Origin of the sequence: Enterobacter cloacae complex sp. CARB60, assembly GCF_036487345.1 — a bacterium.
Lineage (GTDB): Bacteria > Pseudomonadota > Gammaproteobacteria > Enterobacterales > Enterobacteriaceae > Enterobacter > Enterobacter asburiae_D.
In genome coordinates this window covers 4,290,034-4,308,720 of sequence record NZ_JAZKLC010000002.1, presented here as the reverse complement: position 1 = coordinate 4,308,720, position 18,687 = coordinate 4,290,034, and the positions used below count along the sequence as shown (strand labels likewise).

Sequence of the window (18,687 nt, the reverse complement as noted above, 5' to 3'; positions counted from 1 at the left end):
GTGCGGTGTTCGTAGGCCGGGTAAGCGAAGCGCCACCCGGCAACAGCAACCTCAGTTCTGCAATACGGACGACACCAGCAGCTGGGTGTACGGATGGTGTGGATCGTCGAGCACCCGGTCGGTTAACCCACTTTCCACCACCTGACCCTGCTTCATCACCAGCAGACGGTCCGCCAGCAGGCGCGCAACGCCTAAATCGTGGGTGACAATCACCACCGCAAGGTTCAGCTCCACCACCAGACCGCGCAGCAGGTCGAGCAGGCGCGCCTGCACGGAGACGTCCAGCCCGCCGGTGGGTTCATCCATAAACACCAGCTTCGGGTGGGTGACCAGGTTGCGCGCAATCTGCAGGCGCTGCTGCATCCCACCGGAGAAGGTTGTCGGCAGGTCGTCGATGCGCGAGGCGGGGATTTCAACTTCCTCCAGCCACTGCTGGGCGGTGGCGCGGATGTTGCCGTAGTGGCGCGCGCCGGTGGCCATCAGGCGTTCGCCGATGTTACCCCCGGCGGAGACCTGACGGCGCAGGCCGTCCATCGGGTGCTGATGCACCACGCCCCACTCGGTGCGCAGCAGGCGGCGGCGCTCGGCTTCACTCATGCCGTAAAGGGATTGGCCCTCATACAGAATGTCGCCGTTCTGCGGCGTCAGGCGCGCAGAGATGGACTTCAGCAGGGTGGTTTTGCCGGAGCCGGACTCGCCGACGATCCCCAGCACCTCGCCCGGCCACAGCTCGAACGACACGTCGCTAAAGCCTTTGCCCGGCGCATACAGGTGGGTCAGGTGGTTAACCGAAAGCAGCGGTTTCATTGGCCGTTCGCCTCGCTCTGTTGGCGGCAGTAATCGGTGTCGGAGCAGACAAACATCCGTTTGCCCGTGTCGTCCAGCACCACTTCGTCCAGATAGCTATGTTGGGATCCGCAGATGGCGCACGGCTCGTCCCACTCCTGCACCGTAAACGGGTGATCGTCGAAATCGAGACTTTCCACGCGGGTGTAAGGCGGGACGGCGTAGATGCGTTTTTCGCGCCCGGCGCCGAACAGCTGCAGGGCAGGCATCATGTCCATCTTCGGGTTATCGAATTTCGGGATCGGTGACGGGTCCATGACGTAGCGCCCGTTGACCTTCACCGGGTAGGCGTAGGTGGTGGCGATATGGCCGAAGCGGGCGATATCCTCATACAGCTTCACCTGCATCACGCCGTACTCCTCCAGCGCGTGCATGGTGCGGGTTTCCGTTTCGCGCGGCTCGATAAAGCGCAGCGGCTCCGGGATCGGCACCTGGAAAATCAAAATCTGATCTTCAGCCAGCGGGGTTTCGGGGATGCGGTGACGGGTTTGGATCAGCGTCGCGTCTTCCGTTTTTTCGGTGGTGGTGACGCCGGTGACGCGCTGGAAGAAGCTGCGGATCGACACGGCGTTGGTGGTGTCGTCCGCGCCCTGGTCGATAACCTTCAGCACGTCCGCCTCGCCGATCACGCTGGCGGTGATCTGAATACCGCCCGTGCCCCAGCCGTAGGGCATCGGCATTTCGCGGCCGCCGAACGGCACCTGATAGCCCGGAATGGCCACCGCTTTAAGTATCGCGCGGCGGATCATGCGTTTGGTTTGCTCATCAAGATAGGCAAAGTTGTAGCCGCTTAAGTTAGCCATTGGCGCGCTCCCGTTGCAGGCGTTTCAGCAGTTCCAGTTCGGCCTGGAAATCGACGTAGTGCGGCAGCTTGAGGTGCGAGACAAAGCCGGCGGCCTCAACGTTATCCGCGTGGGCCAGCACGAACTCTTCGTCCTGCGCCGGGCCCGCAACGTGCTCGCCGTAGTCCGGCGCCTGCAGGGCGCGGTCGACCAGTGCCATCGCCATGGCCTTGCGCTCGCCGAGGCCGAACACCAGCCCGTAGCCGCGGGTAAAGTGAGGGTCTTCATTTTCGGGCGCGACGAAGCCGTTGACCATTTCGCATTCGGTCATCAGCAGTTCGCCGACGTTTACGGCAAATCCCAGCTCTTCCGGCACGATTTCAACGTCGATGTAGCCGCTGCGAATTTCGGCCGCAAACGGATGGTTGCGCCCGTAGCCGCGCTGGGTGGAATAGGCCAGCGCCAGCAGATAGCCTTCGTCGCCGCGCATCAGCTGCTGCAGGCGGGACGAGCGCGAGCACGGGTAAACCGGCGGCGTGCGGGTGATGTCATCCGGCTGCGCGCCAGAATCTTCTTCCGCCTTCGCCAGGCCCTGCTTTGCCAGCAGGCTGAAGACGTGCGGAGACGGTTCTTGTTCGGCGTCGGAGGTGCTCAGCTGCGGCGCTTCGCCGTTCGCCAGCAGGGTAAAATCCAGCAGGCGATGGGTGTAGTCGTAGGTCGGGCCAAGCAGCTGGCCGCCGGGAATGTCTTTATAAACGGCAGAAATGCGGCGCTCCAGGCGCATCTCCGCCGTATTGACCGGCTCGCTCACCGCCAGTTTGGCAAGCGTGGTGCGGTAGGCGCGCAGCAGGAAGATGGCTTCCACGCTATCGCCGCTGGCCTGCTTCAGGGCCAGCGCCGCCAGCTCGCGGTCAGCAATGCCGCCTTCGGTCATCACGCGGTCGACGGCGAGGGTTAACTGCTGCTCAATCTGGGCCACGCTCAGCTCGGGAAGCCGTTCATCGCCCCGTCGTCTGTGCGCCTGTAGCGCATGGGCGGCGGCGATGGCCTTCTCGCCCCCTTTGACGGCAACGTACATCAGCACACCTCCACGTGGGTGGTCCGCGGGATCGCCAGCAGGCGCTCGCCGCAGGTGAGGATCAGGTCAATGCCCAGCGGGAACGGGTGCGGGCGTTCGGTCAGCTCGTGAATGATGCACTCCGGCAGCTGCGGCGCGACCATGCGCTCGTCGGCGATGCCTGCGCCGGTCAGGCGCAGCATGCGGCCGCCGCTCAGGCTGGAGACCTGCAGGATCAGCGTGGCGCTGGTTTCCGGGGCGACGGCGCTGCCTTCGCTCAGGGCGTTAAGCTGCTCATGGCTGATTTGCTCGTCGGCCACGGCAAAAACCGCCTGCTGGGGCTGATCGACCAGCGGCGCACCGGTGTGAAAACGCAGGTTCTGGCTGGCGATATCGTTCGACAGCGCGCCCGAGAGCCACACCGGGGTGTCGTTATCGGCAAGCGTCAGCAGCACGCTGGTGGTCGCCAGGTTCAGCGGCAGCCAGCCCTGGGAGAGCTGGTGCAGCGAGACGATCACGCCCGGCTCGCTCATGGCCTTCAGCAGGCGACGAAAACTGTGTTGGGCATCCTGGACGGCCAGGGTAAAAGCAGGTTGAAGCGTCATGCGTTGTCTCCGCGAACGAGCGTAAAGAAGTCGACCCGGCTGCGTTCACTTCGGCCTGACGTGCGGCAATGCGCGCGGCGCGGTCGGATTCCAGCGGGGCAATAAGGGTTTCCATTAACGTCTGGAAATAGGGTTGTTCCTGTAAAAGCGCGTCGATCACCGCGCAGCGCTCGGCGTGCGCTTTGTCGCGCCCCAGCACGTAGCTGTAGCCCAGCGTGCCGCTGTTCAGGCGGATCGCGGCGCGGGTGAGGGTGGCGTCTCCGGCGAAGAAGCGCTCGCCGGTGCCGCCCATGCGCGCCTGGATCTGAACGAGGCCGATCTCCGGGGCGCGGAGGGTGACGTAATCGGGTGACAGACTAAGGGCGCTCATGCGGGCAGAGAGCGCGGCAGGCTGGCTGTGGGTCAGCACGCGCATCCAGCGCTGACGGGTGGCGGTGTCGAAGTGCATTTAGTGCTCCATGGTGAATTCGATCATGTCGGCGCGGGTCAGGCTGACGGAGTACTCCGTCGCGTTGATCTCGCCGTCACGGTGGTTGAGGGTGCGTACGCAGAGCAGCGGGGCCATGTTGGGGATTTCGAGCACCTTGCTCTCTTTCGCCTGCGCGCGACGGGCGCTGATGCGCGTCTGGGTGCGCTTGAGCGCAACGCCTGCCGCATCCTGAAGAAAATCATGCAGCGAGCCGCTGGAGAAATGCTGGAGCACGGGCCAGAGGGCGAGGTCCGCGAAGTAGTGATCTATCTGGCACACCGCCACGCCGTTAACGCGGCGCAGGGTGCGCAGGTGAATCACGTTATCGCCCTCCTGAATGCCCAGCGCGTCCGCCACGTGGCTGGAGGCCGGGCGCAATACCGAGAGCAGCTTTTCGCTGGTCGGGTGGCTGCCCTGGTCCAGCAGGTTCTGGCTAAAGCGCGCCTGGGCGTTTAGCGGGTAGTCGAACGGGCGCATCAGCACCAGCACGCCCACGCCCTGACGTCGCTGGACCCAGCCGCGCTCGACCAGCTGGTCAATGGCGCGGCGCAGGGTGTGGCGGTTCACCTCGTAGCGGTCGGCAAGCTGCTGCTCGGCGGGCAGGTAGTCCCCGCAGCGGTAGTGCGTGCGCAGCTCCACTTCGAGTTTTGCCGCAATCTCCTGCCAGCGGGTCGGGTAACTGGTCGGATGTCTGGATAAGTGCATAGAAAACAAAGCCTCGCTTCTCAGATGAAGTGCTTACGCAAACGTTGAGAGAGGAAATCCAGCAGGCTGACGGTAACGATGATGAGCACCATCAGGGCGCAGGTTTGCTGGAACTGGAAACCGCGAATCGCTTCCCACAGGGTGACGCCAATCCCGCCTGCGCCCACCATGCCGACCACGGTCGCGGAGCGGACGTTGGACTCAAAGCGGTACAGGGAGTAGGAGATCAGCAGCGGCATCACCTGCGGCAGAACGCCGTAAAGGATCTCTTCGATTTTGTTGGCGCCCGTTGCGCGTATGCCTTCCACCGGGCCGGGTTCGATGGCTTCGACCGCTTCGGAAAGCAGCTTGGAGAGCACGCCGGTGGTGTGGATGAACAGTGCCATCACGCCGGCGAACGGACCCAGGCCGACGGCGACCACGAACAGCATCGCAAAGACCATTTCGTTGATGGCGCGGCAGGCGTCCATCAGGCGACGCATCGGCTGATACACCCACCACGGCACGATGTTTTCGGCGCTCATCAGGCCAAATGGAATAGAGAGAACGACGGCAAGGGCTGTGCCCCAGACGGCGATTTGCAGGGTGACTGCCATTTCGCTGAGATAGTCCTGCCACTGGCTGAAGTCCGGCGGGAAGAAGTCGGCGGCGAAGGTCGCCATGTTGCCCGCGTCTTTGAAGAGCAGCAGCGGATCCATCTCCGCGCCCTTCCAGGAGATAATCAGCACCGTCAGCAGGATGGCCCAGCTTATGAGCGAGAACCAGCTGCGCTTCGGCGGTGGGAGGGTGATGGTTTGCATGTTGGCTCCTTTGGGTTTAGTCCCCTCTCCCTTGAGGGAGAGGGTTAGGGTGAGGGGGACATGTGCGCGCTGATGCCCTCACCCCGGCCCTCTCCCACAGGGAGAGGGAGAAAGGCACTACTGCACCGCTTTATTCACGCTGGTCATTGCACCGAGCGCGGCGGTCAGGCGGTCGAGGTCTTCCAGCTGGGCCTGAATGGTGGCCACTTTGCTGGTCTTCTCCTCGTCCTTCAGCCCTTTGTTGTCCTTCACGCCCTGCATCTCTTTAAACAGCGCCAGCTGACGAATCGGGACCAGCTGCAGGTCGCTTGACGGGCGGAACGGTGCCCAGCCCAGACGCGCCAGGACGGCCTTCTCTTCCGGCGTTTTGCCATAGGTCATAAAGAAGTCGTACACCTTGTCCTTGGTGCTTTCAGAGAGGTTTTTACGCCAGACAATCGGGTCGCCCGGGATCAGCGGCGATTTCCAGATAACCTTGATCTCTTTCAGCTTGTCCGGCGCTGAGGTTTTCAGCTTGTCGAGGTTCTCGGTGTTGTTGGTGGCAACGTCCACCTGCTTGTTGGCCACGGCCAGGGCGTTGGTTTCGTGGCTGGCGTTCACCGTGCGTTTGAAGTCGCTGGCGGAGGCGTTGTTTTTGGCGAAGACGTAGTAGCCAGGGACAAGGTAACCGGAGGTGGAGTTCGGGTCGCCGTTGCCGAAGGTCAGCTCTTTGCGTTTGGCGAGCATGTCGTTGAGGTTGTTGATCGGGCTGTCTTTATTCACGATCAGCACGCTCCAGTAGCCCGGGGAACCATCTGCCGCGACGGTCTGGGCAAAGACCTGGCCGTTCGCGCGGTCTACCGCTTCCATGGCGGAGAGGTTGCCGTACCAGGCGATGTCCACTTTGTTAAAGCGCATCCCCTGGATGATGCCCGCGTAGTCCGGGGCGAAGAAGGCGTTCACTTTGATCCCCAGCTTGGTTTCCATATCTTTCAGGAACGGTTCCCACTGAGGCTTCAGGTTCTGCTGTGATTCCGTCGAAATAATGCCGAAGTTCAGCGCTTTTTCCTGCTCTTCCGCGTACGCCGGGCTTAACAGGGTGCTGAGGCTGAACATGCTGGTAAAGGCCAGCGCGGCAACGGCTTTGTAGCTCATGTACTTTCCTCGGATCGGGTTTAATTAAGCAGCCTGCGCGTTCTCTTCGACGCGGTTAATGCTGCGGTAGAGATGGTCAAAACGTTCGTTATCAAACTGATGGCTCGCGCCATCAAAGAACACATGACCCTGACGCAGGGCGACAATGCGTTCGCAGTAGCGCAGGGCGTAATCCACCTGATGCAGCGTGACCACCACGGTGATGCCGTCGTTCTGGTTAATGTCGCGCAGGGTCTCCATCACGATGCGGGCGGACTCCGGGTCCAGCGAGGCAATGGGTTCGTCAGCGAGAATGATTTGCGCTTTTTGCATCAGGGCGCGGGCAATGGCGACGCGCTGCTGTTGTCCACCGGACAGGGTGGAGACGCGCTGGTGGGCGAAATGCGCCATGCCGACGCGGGTCAGCGCCTGTAAGGCTTCCTGCTTCTGGGAAGGGGAGAACCAGCGCAGACAGGTGCGCCAGAACGGAGTGCTGCCGAGCGCGCCAATCAGCACGTTCTCCAGCACCGTCAGGCGGTTCACCAGGTTGAACTGCTGGAAGATGTAGCCCGTCTGGGCGCGGCTCTTGCGGATATCGCTGGCGAGACGCCCCGCGCGCTGCACGGTATTGCCCAGCAGCTCGACGTGGCTTTCCGGCGTTTTATCGCAGGTGATAAGGCCGCTTAAATGACGCAGAAGGGTGGATTTGCCTGAACCGGATGGCCCCAGCAGCGCCACCATTTCGCCCTGCTGGACGGTCAGATCAACGGCATGCAGAGCCTTATTGTGATTGAAGGTCTTGCTCAGTTTCTCGACGCGGATGACGGTTTGCATGTGCTGGGCCTCACGATAAATGTGGCCTCATGCTGGCGCATCAATGTGACATTTGGGTTAAGTCTGGGTTGCGAGAGTTTGAAGAGTTGAGGGGGGTTTGATGACAATTACCGTAGGCCCGGTCAGCGCAGCGCCACCGGGCGCTGTTGCCGGCTGCGCTGCGCTTATCCGGCCTACGACGTTTGGTGTTGCTTAACGACGTTGATCATCCACGGCACGCCGTATTTATCGGTGACTTTACCGAAACCGTGTGCCCAGAAGGTTTCCTGCCAGGCCATTTCGATATTCCCGCCCGCGGCGAGGTTGTCGAACCAGCGCTTGCCTTCATTAACGTCCTGGGTATCGAGAACCAGCGTGAAACCCGCGTACTGCGCGTTGCTGCCCGGCGGCATCCCGTCGCTCATCATGATATCGCTGCCCGCAATGCGAACGTTGGAGTGAGCGATAGCCGAATCCGGAAATTGCATGCCGGACGGACAGCCTTCATCGCTGTTATCGCTTTTTGGCATTTCGCCGAAGGTGATTTTATAGAGGAGTTCTGCGCCGACGGCCTGCTGGTAGAAGGCGGTGGCCTCTGCACAGTTACCGGCGAAAGAGATGTAGGGACTTAACGGCATAATCTTTACCTCACGTAAGAGAAGCCCATTAAGTTTAGCTGTTGTAGGCCCGGTAAGCGAAGCGCCACCGGGCGATTTTGCCGGATGCGCTGCGCTTATCCGGCCTACAAAAAAGAGAAATCAGTTCTTTTTCACGAACTCTGATTTCAGCTTCATCGGACCGAAGCCGTCAATTTTGCAGTCGATATTGTGATCGCCTTCAACCAGACGGATATTCTTCACTTTGGTGCCAATCTTCAGCATGGAAGAACTGCCTTTCACTTTCAGGTCTTTAACCACGGTTACGCTGTCGCCGTCCGCCAGCAGATTGCCGTTCGCATCTTTTACGACAAGTGCATCAGCATCGTGTGATGGTTCGGCATCATTCCATTCGTGAGCGCATTCCGGGCAGATGAACATGCCATTATCTTCATAGGTGTATTCAGAATTGCATTTTGGGCAGTGTGGGAGTGACATATCGGTATCCTCAAAAAAGTGTAAACGCGCTGGAAAGTGCCAGCTAAATGACGGCAGCGTGCCGAAAAAGGCGGCAAGTATAGCGCAAATCCACACGATTGTCGGTGATATTGTGAATTAAAAAAATGCAAAAAGCGTATTGGGAGTGACACTTCCTGTCAGTCAGTTAAGCGATGCTTACGTCATTAACACGGTGGAAAGAATGGGTGCTAAATATATCGAATATTTTATTGCGGCAAATTGCTACGCTCCTCCATTTCGGATAAGGTGAAGCGACACATTGTTATTTATCTCCTGACTTCGCTGCCATACATATCTTATGGCAGGGGCGTATTACCTCTCTTTTTAGGTGGGTAAATAATGATGATATATCCTGAAGTTTCTTAAAATTGGGCTACGCTTTTTTCTTTTGGCCATCAGGCCAGGAGGGAAGCTATACACGCCATGCAAGGATAGCGAATTATTTCTGATTATCATCAATCAGTTATATTTCGGCGAACATGTTTTCCACACGTGATCATATAAGCCTGAACAACATAATTAATACCAGTGGCTTAATAAAAGTAATAAATTTGCGTTAAGGAAAGGCTTTTATCATGCACACACAGACCATTTTTGAATTAAGCCAGGAAGCTGAGCGTTTGTTACAGCTCGCCCTGCAAAACCTTGATACGTTGAAATCAATGCCGACTGCAATGCTGGAGAGCACAGCGGCTGCCATTACGGGTGAAAAGAACAACGTTTTACCTTTGCATTTTAGTGCGCGCGGTGTCGAAGCGCAGCAGGCGATGCTGAATAATGAATTACGGAAAATAACCCGGCTGGAAATGGTCCTGGCTATTGTTGGCACCATGAAAGCGGGGAAATCGACCACCATTAATGCGATTGTGGGTACCGAAGTGTTGCCGAACCGCAATCGTCCGATGACGGCGCTACCTACCCTTATTCGCCATACGCCTGGCCAGAAGGATCCGGTGCTGCATTTCTCACATGCCTCGCCGATTGATGAATTGATTCAACTGCTCCAGAAAAAGCTATGCGATTACGATCGCGGGAAACTGGCCCAGCGTCTGGAAATTGATAAAGACATGAATACGCTGCTGGAGCGCATTGAAAAAGGAGAAGCGTTTGAGAAGCATCACCTGGGCGCGCAGCCGATATTTCATTGTCTGAAAAGCCTTAACGACCTGGTGAGACTTTCCCAGGCGTTAGGCGTGGAGTTTCCCTTCTCTGAATATGCCGCCATCGAACATATTCCGGTGATTGAAGTGGAGTTCGTGCATCTTGCGGGTCTGGATGCTCACCTTGGACAGCTGACCCTGCTCGATACGCCCGGGCCGAATGAGGCCGGACAGCCGCATCTGCAAAAAATGCTCAGCGAGCAGTTGTCCCGCGCGTCGGCGGTGCTGGCCGTGATGGATTATACCCAGCTTAAATCCATCTCTGATGAAGAAGTCCGCCAGGCCATTTCCGCGGCGGGAAAATCCGTGCCGCTGTATGCGCTGGTCAATAAATTCGATCAGAAAGATCGCAATAGCGACGATGAAGAGCAGATCCGGGCGATGATCTCCGGCACCTTAATGAAAGGCAATATTTCGCCTGGCCAGATCTACCCCGTTTCATCCATGTGGGCATATCTGGCGAACCGCGCTCGCTACGAGATGAATACCCACGGACAGCTGCCGGATCATCAGGAGCAACCCTGGGTGCAGGATTTTGCCGAAGCTGCGCTTGGGCGTCGCTGGCGTACGGCGGACCTGGACGATATCGAGCATGTTCGTCATTCTGCCGATCTGCTTTGGGAAGATTCGCTCTTTGAACAACCGATCCGCAAGCTGATTTACGCCGCCTATGCCAATGCCTCGCTATACGCTTTACGTTCGGCCTCGCATAAGTTGCTCAACTACGCACAAAATGCCCGGGAGTATCTCGACTTCCGTTATCAGGGGCTGACGGTGGCGTTTGAGGCGCTTGAACTGAACATCGCACGTCTGGAAGAGGACATGGCGCTTCTGCAGACGCGCCAGAGCGTGGTGAGCGATGAGGTGAAACATGAGGTTGAGGAGGCGCTGAACGCCACCGTGGACTTTATGGGGGCCCAGAAAACGGCCCTTCACCAGGCGATTGGGGATGTGTTTAGCGCGCACCATATTCTTGATTTGGCAGGCATCGATCGACGGAACCGGCGCGATGACGAGCTGCAATCGCTGAAGCAGCTGGTGCTGGACGATGAAGGGCAGGCGCAAATCGCGCTGAGTAAAATCCGCGCCTCCTGCGAGCTTATCATGCTGGATGCGCAGACGAAGATCGCCCGTGAGCTGGCGCTACGCTTCGACCAGCTTGAGTCTACGCTGGCGCGTTCCCTGAACGAAGCCATGCGCCCCATCGAAACGCGTATTAAAGAGCATCTGAGCCATTCGGGTTTTCGGGCGCGAATCAGTTTCCCGGCGTTTCAGGCGAGCCAGCTTAACTTCAATACGCGGGCGCTGTTTAACGATGCGATTGCGGAAGATGACAGCCAGGCTGGCCAGGCCTCTGGCGGGGGAAGCATGCGTGAAACGGTCTCTCGCTGGCTCAATAATCCGGGCTGGGGCTGGGATGATTATGTGGAAACGCGCACGCGCTATGTTATCGACATTGCGCAGCTCCATGACAAATTTAAGCAACATATTGAACAGTTTTGTGAACAAATACGTAAAGCTTTGTCCGCGCAGGTCGATGTCTCTGTTACGGCAGGGATGGCAACGTTCTTTGCAGAATTTTCGCTGTGCCTGACCGGCTTACAGGAAAGCTTGCGTGATAGCCTCGCAGTGCGTCAACAGAATGAGCATTCGACCCGAGCGCTCTGCCAGTTGTTGAAGCAAAGTATCACTACTGCGACGTGGATACAGGAAGATACCCGACTGTTACGCGATGATATTCAAACACTATTCGCGGCAGAGCAACCATGACAACACCACTACTGGATGGCCCCGGGAGAACGCTGGAGTGTATTAATCCAAAATTTATGGTCGATCTGGTGCAGGGGGGAGACGCGGCGCGTCATTCCCACCTGGGACCACAACAGCTGCAGTTTCGTGAGCGTTTGACTCAGGAAATCATGACTCATACCCGGTTGCGCCCCTGGGCGATGGCGGGGATGCTCAATGAAAATACGGCGCTGCGCCTGGGGCTGGCGGAAAAGCTGGCCGGCATGCTTGACCCAGGTCATCTCGCGCTGACGCTGATGGCAGAGAAGCTGATTGCTTTGCGCCAGCAGACGCACCCGCGCGCTCCGCAATCCCCTGGGCTGATGCAGCAATACGCTGAACTCGCCTCTCATTTTACCCAACGTGCAGCATATAAAGAAAAGGCGCTGACCCAGCGCGGGCTTACGGTGCAGGCGGGCGAGCACAGTGAGCAGATTTTTACCCGCTGGCGGGCCGGGCATTATGATGGCTGGTCGCTGGCCGGGCGCTGTTTTATCGTGCTGGAAGAGCTGCGCTGGGGGGCATTTGGTGATGCATGCCGCCTCGCGAATGAGGATGTGGCGGCAATGCTTAAGGATAACCTGCGCAGCATGGCGGCTAACTATCTGGCGCAGGGCATAAATGCCTCCCCCACGACCCGCCATTTCTATCACCAGTGGCTGACAACCCCGGCCTCTCCGGGGTTGATCGATCACAAAGACATGCTGGGATGGCTTGGGGACTGGTGTCAGGCGGATCAACATCCGGTGAGCTGGTCAGTGACGCAAAACTGGCAGACCGTCGCGCTGGGTATGCCGAGGCTCTGTTCGGCAAAACGGCTGGTGGACGCAATGGTGGAAGAGATTTTTGGGTAAATCCCTTACCCCTCACTAACCCTCTCCCCGCAGAGGAGAGGGGATGGTTTGGTGCGGTGTGTTAATGATTCATTTCTATTGGTTTCGGTTCAGGCTGGATCTCTTGCATATTCCCGTAGCGTTTCGCGTACAGCGCGGTAATGATGGGCACCAGAATCGCGGTGACAATCACGCTGGCGGCAACCAGCGCCGTCGCTGAAGCGGCCACCGGTTCGAAGGCCGGGTTAATTTGGGCAATAATCACCGGGTTTGCGACGGCAGCACCTGCGGCTGAAGAGGCGGCGACGCCCGCTGTGCCGTTTCCTCCTCCGATTACGCGGTCGGCAATAATCAGCGGAATACCGGTGATGACGATCACGGCGACACCCAGCACAATACCCAGCAGGCCAGTATCGAGAATGACCTTCAAATTAATGGTGTTCCCCAGTGCGAAACCGAAGAACGGGATCAGCACCGGCGTGGCTTTGCTGAAGAAATCACGCAGATCGCGATCGAGATTGCCAAGCGCGAAGCCGATCAGGAAGGGCAGGATCGCGCCGACGAAGTGGTGGGGTTCAAACGAGGCCAGGCCAGCAGACCCCAGGATCAGCATCGTCATCAGCGGGCCGGACTCCAGAGACATCAGCACAAATGCGCCGGACTCTTCTTTCGTCCCGTACTGGTTCATCAGGCTGGCGTACAATCCGCCGTTAGTCATATCCATCGCCGAGACAATCGCCAGGATCGATAAACCCGCGAAGAAGCCGGTCTGAATTCCATCCTCCGGAATGAACATCGCGCATATCATTGCTACCGCCCAGGCTACGGCTATTTTGGTTATCACCAGCGTGCCGGATTTCCGTAATACGGTACCCGTTGCCCGCAAATTAATGGATGCGCCGATACAAAAAAACCAGACGGCAAGAATGGGGACCGTGCCTGTTATCATGCCTTTTGTGAAACCGCCAAAATAAGCTCCGGTATCGGGAGCAAGGGTATTCAGGATCGCGCCCAGCACCAGCGGAACCAGCATCATACCGCCAGGTATGCGTTCTATCGTGGCTTTAATCTTCATGGACAAACCTCACATCGGATCCCGCAGGACGGGGGATAGGTGTTAAAAATTAGTCAATAAATTCAATGTATTGCTCTTATCGCATGCGGTTTTTTTTCGATAAACCAGCAACATAATTAAATGCGTGCTCTCGATTAACCTCATTCAGAAACACATAAAACACGGTATTCGGATTTATCATGCGATCATTGGAATAGCGATTCAATGAAAATAAAACATCGTTTTAGTTATCTTTGTCACATATTCAATGTAAAACTTGAGGCCGGTTCCTGTTGATGGAAATTTATGTAAAGCCGATGTGAATTAACGTGGTTTGTTTTTCTGTTAAGAAAGAAATAATGACGTGCGTGAGGATGTTCTTTAGGTGGGTTAAGGAAGTACTTATTGGCACTCCTTGACAAAAATTTGACTGAGTTGACCGGACGCTAAAATATGTGTGAAGTTGATCACACATATAAACGCTGGTAGGGTAAAAAGGTCATTAACTGCCCAGGCAGGCGTCAACAGGTTCGGTTGTATCGACGTAAAACGTCAATGTAAGTAAACCTGCTACGCTTGAATAAGGCGATTCGCATGGAGCGGATCCCATGGTTCACAGAACGCAAACTGGACTGTGAAACAGACAGGGCCGAGTCAACGAGGATAGCTATGCTAAGAAGGAAAAAGATTAAACCCATCACGCTTCGCGACGTCACCATTATTGATGACGCAAAGCTGCGTAAAGCCATTACCGCAGCCTCGCTCGGTAATGCGATGGAATGGTTCGATTTTGGTGTCTACGGCTTTGTGGCCTATGCGTTAGGTAAAGTGTTTTTCCCCGGGGCCGATCCCAGCCTGCAGATGATTGCCGCACTGGGTACGTTCTCCGTTCCCTTCCTGATTCGCCCGCTGGGCGGTCTGTTCTTCGGTATGCTCGGCGATAAATATGGTCGCCAGAAAATCCTTGCCATCACCATCGTCATTATGTCGATCAGTACATTCTGTATCGGCCTTATACCGTCTTACGCCACCATCGGCATTTGGGCACCGATTCTGCTGCTGATTTGTAAGATGGCTCAGGGCTTCTCCGTGGGTGGTGAATACACAGGTGCCTCGATCTTCGTCGCCGAATATTCCCCGGACCGTAAGCGCGGTTTTATGGGAAGCTGGCTGGACTTTGGCTCTATTGCCGGGTTTGTCCTGGGCGCGGGCGTGGTGGTGCTGATTTCAACCGTGGTGGGTGAAGATAACTTCCTCGACTGGGGCTGGCGTATTCCGTTCTTCCTGGCATTGCCGCTGGGGATTATTGGTCTCTACCTGCGTCATGCGCTTGAGGAGACGCCCGCGTTCCAGCAGCACGTCGAAAAACTGGAACAGGGTGACCGCGAAGGGCTGCAGGATGGTCCGAAGGTGTCGTTCAAAGAGATTGCCACTAAGCACTGGCGCAGCCTGCTGACCTGTATTGGTCTGGTGATTTCGACCAACGTGACCTACTACATGCTGTTGACCTACATGCCGAGCTATCTGTCGCATAACCTGCACTACTCGGAAGATCACGGTGTGCTGATTATTATCGCCATCATGGTGGGTATGCTGTTTGTGCAGCCAATTATGGGCCTGTTGAGTGACCGTTTTGGCCGTCGACCTTTCATTATTCTGGGAAGCGTTGCGCTGTTCGCTCTGGCCATTCCGGCATTCATACTGATTAACAGTGATGTGCTGGGGCTGATTTTTGCAGGTCTGCTGATGCTGGCGGTGATCCTTAACTGCTTTATCGGGGTGATGGCCTCCACCTTGCCTGCGATGTTCCCGACCCACATTCGCTACAGCGCGCTGGCCGCGGCCTTTAACATCTCGGTGCTGATTGCCGGTCTGACCCCGACGCTTGCCGCCTCGCTGGTAGAGAGTACGCAGAACCTTATGATGCCGGCTTATTACCTGATGGTGATCGCGGTGATTGGTTTGATTACCGGTATTACCATGAAGGAGACGGCGAATCGTCCTCTGAAAGGTGCAACGCCTGCGGCGTCTGATATCCAGGAAGCGAAAGAGATCCTGCGTGAGCACTACGATAACGTAGAGCAGAAGATTGAGGATATTGACGCAGAGATTGAAGAGCTGCAGAAAAAACGCTCCCGACTGGTGGACCAGCATCCACGCATCAACGAGTAATAAAAGAAAACCCGCCAACGGCGGGTTTTCTTTTATTAGCATCCAGCAGCGATGTAGTCGCCATTGGCGCTGACGGGGATCACCGTCAGGAACAGCACCGTCGCGAACAGGATCAGGACTATCCCTCCGGCTATTTTGACTGCCGGTACGAGCCATCTTAATGAGGCGCTTTCTCCGAACCAGCTCACCGTGCGCTCGCGGGCGTAACGTACTGCAAGTGAAAGCCCCACAATAGAGAGCGCGGTTCCCAAAGACATAGTCATGACTGCGGCCACCCCCCAGGTGACAATGCCCAGCGCGTTCGAAAACATCAGAATCATGATCGCCCCGCTGCACGGGCGTGCGCCGATCGCCAGAATGACACCCAGGCGCGTTTTCCAGTCACCTTGCGTCAGGTTTGCCCCCACGCCGTGGTGGCCGCAGCCACAATGTTCGTCATGCTGATGAAGCGGCTTGATGGCGGAGATAGTCATCCTGCGCGGGCGCAGGCTTTTCAGCGCCTGGTAAATGACGAATGCACCAAATGCGCCGATAAGCACTGCGCTAATCTTCTCCACGTACCAGCGGCTGGTACTGATATCCCCTGAGGCGAGGTTAAACCCCACCGCCAGAATAAAGACAAACAGAATGGCGCTGACGCCCTGCATCAGGCTACCCAGAAAAGGGACGACCCGGGCGGCCAGCTCGCTTTCCTTATTGGTGGTCAGATAGGTCGTCACAATGAATTTTCCGTGCCCGGGTCCGATGGCGTGAAGAACGCCATAAAGGAAAGCGCCCGTTAACAGCCATAATCCGCCGCTGTACTGGTGGTTATTAAGCTGCAGCAAATACATCACCAGATAGCGGTGCAGCGTAATTTGTGTGGCGAGACACCACTGGATAAAAGCGTTCCAGTGCGCATGCAGGGTAAAACCGGCAAAAAGGATTGCCAGCAGCATCACTCCTGCGGTAGGGAGACGCCAGTCACGGGCGAGGCGTTGTGTGGTCATGAGGGTGGGCCTGCACTGAGGAGAGTATTTGCCGCTAGTATAGTTGATCTTCCCGCTCAATTCGTAGGATCGCATCGCGATCCGCTCATGATTGTGGATAACTTTGTGCATAAATGGGTATAAGGCGGGGTTTTGCTGTGGAATGCAGCAGTCAGTCATTTTTCTGTCATTTAGCGGTTGCGGCCCGCTGAGAACTCCCTATAATGCGCCTCCATCGACACGGCGGATGTGAATCACTTCACACAACAAGCGGTTCGGTTGAAGAGAAAAAATCCTGAAATAACGGGTTGACTCTGAAAGAGGAAAGCGTAATATACGCCACCTCGCAACGGTGAGCGAAAGCCGCGTTGCACTGCTCTTTAACAATTTATCAGACAATCTGTGTGGGCACTCAAAGTGACATGGATTCTTAATGTCTTCGGACAATAAATGAATACCAAGTCTCTGAGTGAACATACGTAATTCATTACGAAGTTTAATTCACGAGCATCAAACTTAAATTGAAGAGTTTGATCATGGCTCAGATTGAACGCTGGCGGCAGGCCTAACACATGCAAGTCGAGCGGTAGCACAGGGAGCTTGCTCTCGGGTGACGAGCGGCGGACGGGTGAGTAATGTCTGGGAAACTGCCTGATGGAGGGGGATAACTACTGGAAACGGTAGCTAATACCGCATAACGTCGCAAGACCAAAGAGGGGGACCTTCGGGCCTCTTGCCATCAGATGTGCCCAGATGGGATTAGCTAGTAGGTGGGGTAACGGCTCACCTAGGCGACGATCCCTAGCTGGTCTGAGAGGATGACCAGCCACACTGGAACTGAGACACGGTCCAGACTCCTACGGGAGGCAGCAGTGGGGAATATTGCACAATGGGCGCAAGCCTGATGCAGCCATGCCGCGTGTATGAAGAAGGCCTTCGGGTTGTAAAGTACTTTCAGCGGGGAGGAAGGTGTTGAGGTTAATAACCTCAGCAATTGACGTTACCCGCAGAAGAAGCACCGGCTAACTCCGTGCCAGCAGCCGCGGTAATACGGAGGGTGCAAGCGTTAATCGGAATTACTGGGCGTAAAGCGCACGCAGGCGGTCTGTCAAGTCGGATGTGAAATCCCCGGGCTCAACCTGGGAACTGCATTCGAAACTGGCAGGCTAGAGTCTTGTAGAGGGGGGTAGAATTCCAGGTGTAGCGGTGAAATGCGTAGAGATCTGGAGGAATACCGGTGGCGAAGGCGGCCCCCTGGACAAAGACTGACGCTCAGGTGCGAAAGCGTGGGGAGCAAACAGGATTAGATACCCTGGTAGTCCACGCCGTAAACGATGTCGACTTGGAGGTTGTTCCCTTGAGGAGTGGCTTCCGGAGCTAACGCGTTAAGTCGACCGCCTGGGGAGTACGGCCGCAAGGTTAAAACTCAAATGAATTGACGGGGGCCCGCACAAGCGGTGGAGCATGTGGTTTAATTCGATGCAACGCGAAGAACCTTACCTACTCTTGACATCCAGAGAACTTTCCAGAGATGGATTGGTGCCTTCGGGAACTCTGAGACAGGTGCTGCATGGCTGTCGTCAGCTCGTGTTGTGAAATGTTGGGTTAAGTCCCGCAACGAGCGCAACCCTTATCCTTTGTTGCCAGCGGTTCGGCCGGGAACTCAAAGGAGACTGCCAGTGATAAACTGGAGGAAGGTGGGGATGACGTCAAGTCATCATGGCCCTTACGAGTAGGGCTACACACGTGCTACAATGGCGCATACAAAGAGAAGCGACCTCGCGAGAGCAAGCGGACCTCATAAAGTGCGTCGTAGTCCGGATTGGAGTCTGCAACTCGACTCCATGAAGTCGGAATCGCTAGTAATCGTAGATCAGAATGCTACGGTGAATACGTTCCCGGGCCTTGTACACACCGCCCGTCACACCATGGGAGTGGGTTGCAAAAGAAGTAGGTAGCTTAACCTTCGGGAGGGCGCTTACCACTTTGTGATTCATGACTGGGGTGAAGTCGTAACAAGGTAACCGTAGGGGAACCTGCGGTTGGATCACCTCCTTACCTTAAAGAACCTGCCTTTGTAGTGCTCACACAGATTGTCTGATGAAAAGTAAATAGCAAGGCGTCTTGCGATTGAGACTTCAGTGTCCCCTTCGTCTAGAGGCCCAGGACACCGCCCTTTCACGGCGGTAACAGGGGTTCGAATCCCCTAGGGGACGCCACTTGCTGGTTCGTGAGTGAAAGTCACCTGCCTTAATATCTCAAAACTCATCTTCGGGTGACGTTTGAGATATTTGCTCTTTAAAAATCTGGATCAAGCTGAAAATTGAAACGACACACATGTTATGTGTGTTCGAGTCTCTCAAATTTTCGCAATTTGATGATGAATCGAAAGAAACATCTTCGGGTT

General features: G+C 56.4%; 15 protein-coding genes, 1 tRNA gene, 1 rRNA gene and 1 pseudogene. 5 read left to right on the top strand and 13 right to left on the bottom strand.

The annotated features are described in order from the left end of the window. Nucleotides 1–51: 51 nt before the first annotated feature. The 11 genes and pseudogenes from phnK to V4835_RS21695 all read right to left on the bottom strand — a co-directional run bounded on the left by phnK (nucleotide 52) and on the right by V4835_RS21695 (nucleotide 8,284). Nucleotides 52–807 carry a phosphonate C-P lyase system protein PhnK gene (phnK, locus tag V4835_RS21745; RefSeq protein WP_331413679.1) on the bottom strand — a complete coding sequence of 252 codons (756 nt, stop codon included), beginning with the start codon at nucleotides 805–807 and terminating at the stop codon, nucleotides 52–54. After that, on the bottom strand, nucleotides 804–1,649 hold the full coding sequence (locus V4835_RS21740) for an alpha-D-ribose 1-methylphosphonate 5-phosphate C-P-lyase PhnJ (RefSeq protein WP_063144955.1): 846 nt from the start codon (nucleotides 1,647–1,649) through the stop codon (nucleotides 804–806). Before V4835_RS21740 ends, phnK begins: the two co-directional genes overlap by 4 nt. Then, a complete protein-coding gene (locus V4835_RS21735) occupies nucleotides 1,642–2,706 on the bottom strand; it encodes a carbon-phosphorus lyase complex subunit PhnI (protein WP_331413677.1) in 1,065 nt (354 codons plus the stop codon). Before V4835_RS21735 ends, V4835_RS21740 begins: the two co-directional genes overlap by 8 nt. Next, nucleotides 2,706–3,290 (bottom strand): phosphonate C-P lyase system protein PhnH, encoded by a 585-nt coding sequence (gene phnH / locus V4835_RS21730; protein ID WP_096150964.1) that lies wholly within the window; start codon nucleotides 3,288–3,290, stop codon nucleotides 2,706–2,708. Before phnH ends, V4835_RS21735 begins: the two co-directional genes overlap by 1 nt. Beyond that, nucleotides 3,287–3,738: pseudogene (gene phnG / locus V4835_RS21725) on the bottom strand (phosphonate C-P lyase system protein PhnG). The gene phnH and the pseudogene phnG overlap by 4 nt, the downstream one beginning before the upstream one ends. Next, nucleotides 3,739–4,464: a phosphonate metabolism transcriptional regulator PhnF gene (gene phnF / locus V4835_RS21720; protein WP_063144951.1), complete on the bottom strand. Its 726-nt coding sequence runs from the start codon at nucleotides 4,462–4,464 to the stop codon at nucleotides 3,739–3,741. A 20-nt stretch (nucleotides 4,465–4,484) separates the two neighbouring features. Continuing rightward, nucleotides 4,485–5,264 carry a phosphonate ABC transporter, permease protein PhnE gene (gene phnE, locus V4835_RS21715; protein WP_331413673.1) on the bottom strand — a complete coding sequence of 260 codons (780 nt, stop codon included), beginning with the start codon at nucleotides 5,262–5,264 and terminating at the stop codon, nucleotides 4,485–4,487. A gap of 117 nt (nucleotides 5,265–5,381) precedes the next feature. Beyond that, a complete protein-coding gene (gene phnD / locus V4835_RS21710; protein WP_063144949.1) occupies nucleotides 5,382–6,398 on the bottom strand; it encodes a phosphonate ABC transporter substrate-binding protein in 1,017 nt (338 codons plus the stop codon). 24 nt (nucleotides 6,399–6,422) lie between these two features. Then, entirely contained in the window at nucleotides 6,423–7,211 is a 789-nt protein-coding gene (gene phnC / locus V4835_RS21705) for a phosphonate ABC transporter ATP-binding protein (RefSeq protein WP_023334215.1), read from the bottom strand. Nucleotides 7,212–7,384: 173 nt separating this feature from the next. Next, nucleotides 7,385–7,828 (bottom strand): VOC family metalloprotein YjdN, encoded by a 444-nt coding sequence (gene yjdN / locus V4835_RS21700; protein ID WP_331413670.1) that lies wholly within the window; start codon nucleotides 7,826–7,828, stop codon nucleotides 7,385–7,387. A gap of 120 nt (nucleotides 7,829–7,948) precedes the next feature. Next, on the bottom strand, nucleotides 7,949–8,284 hold the full coding sequence (locus V4835_RS21695; protein ID WP_023334217.1) for a zinc ribbon domain-containing protein YjdM: 336 nt from the start codon (nucleotides 8,282–8,284) through the stop codon (nucleotides 7,949–7,951). 596 nt (nucleotides 8,285–8,880) lie between these two features. Here V4835_RS21695 and crfC point away from each other — a divergent pair. Together crfC and V4835_RS21685 are read left to right on the top strand one after the other, a co-directional pair. After that, nucleotides 8,881–11,235: a clamp-binding protein CrfC gene (gene crfC, locus V4835_RS21690; protein WP_331413666.1), complete on the top strand. Its 2,355-nt coding sequence runs from the start codon at nucleotides 8,881–8,883 to the stop codon at nucleotides 11,233–11,235. Continuing rightward, on the top strand, nucleotides 11,232–12,107 hold the full coding sequence (locus V4835_RS21685) for a diguanylate cyclase regulator RdcB family protein (protein WP_331413664.1): 876 nt from the start codon (nucleotides 11,232–11,234) through the stop codon (nucleotides 12,105–12,107). Before crfC ends, V4835_RS21685 begins: the two co-directional genes overlap by 4 nt. A gap of 61 nt (nucleotides 12,108–12,168) precedes the next feature. On the opposite strand, the gene kdgT is transcribed toward V4835_RS21685, so the two are convergent. After that, nucleotides 12,169–13,161 carry a 2-keto-3-deoxygluconate transporter gene (gene kdgT, locus V4835_RS21680; protein WP_331413663.1) on the bottom strand — a complete coding sequence of 331 codons (993 nt, stop codon included), beginning with the start codon at nucleotides 13,159–13,161 and terminating at the stop codon, nucleotides 12,169–12,171. Between the two features lie 648 nt (nucleotides 13,162–13,809). Here kdgT and proP point away from each other — a divergent pair. Beyond that, a complete protein-coding gene (proP, locus tag V4835_RS21675) occupies nucleotides 13,810–15,312 on the top strand; it encodes a glycine betaine/L-proline transporter ProP (RefSeq protein ID WP_063144944.1) in 1,503 nt (500 codons plus the stop codon). 35 nt (nucleotides 15,313–15,347) lie between these two features. Here the strand turns inward: proP and V4835_RS21670 are convergent, their stop codons facing one another. Beyond that, complete coding sequence (locus V4835_RS21670) at nucleotides 15,348–16,301, bottom strand: nickel/cobalt transporter (RefSeq protein ID WP_063144943.1); 954 nt, start codon at nucleotides 16,299–16,301, stop codon at nucleotides 15,348–15,350. 497 nt (nucleotides 16,302–16,798) lie between these two features. Here V4835_RS21670 and V4835_RS21665 point away from each other — a divergent pair. Next, nucleotides 16,799–18,338: ribosomal RNA gene (locus V4835_RS21665) — 16S ribosomal RNA — on the top strand. 85 nt (nucleotides 18,339–18,423) lie between these two features. Next, nucleotides 18,424–18,499 (top strand) — tRNA-Glu (locus V4835_RS21660). Nucleotides 18,500–18,687 lie beyond the last annotated feature (188 nt).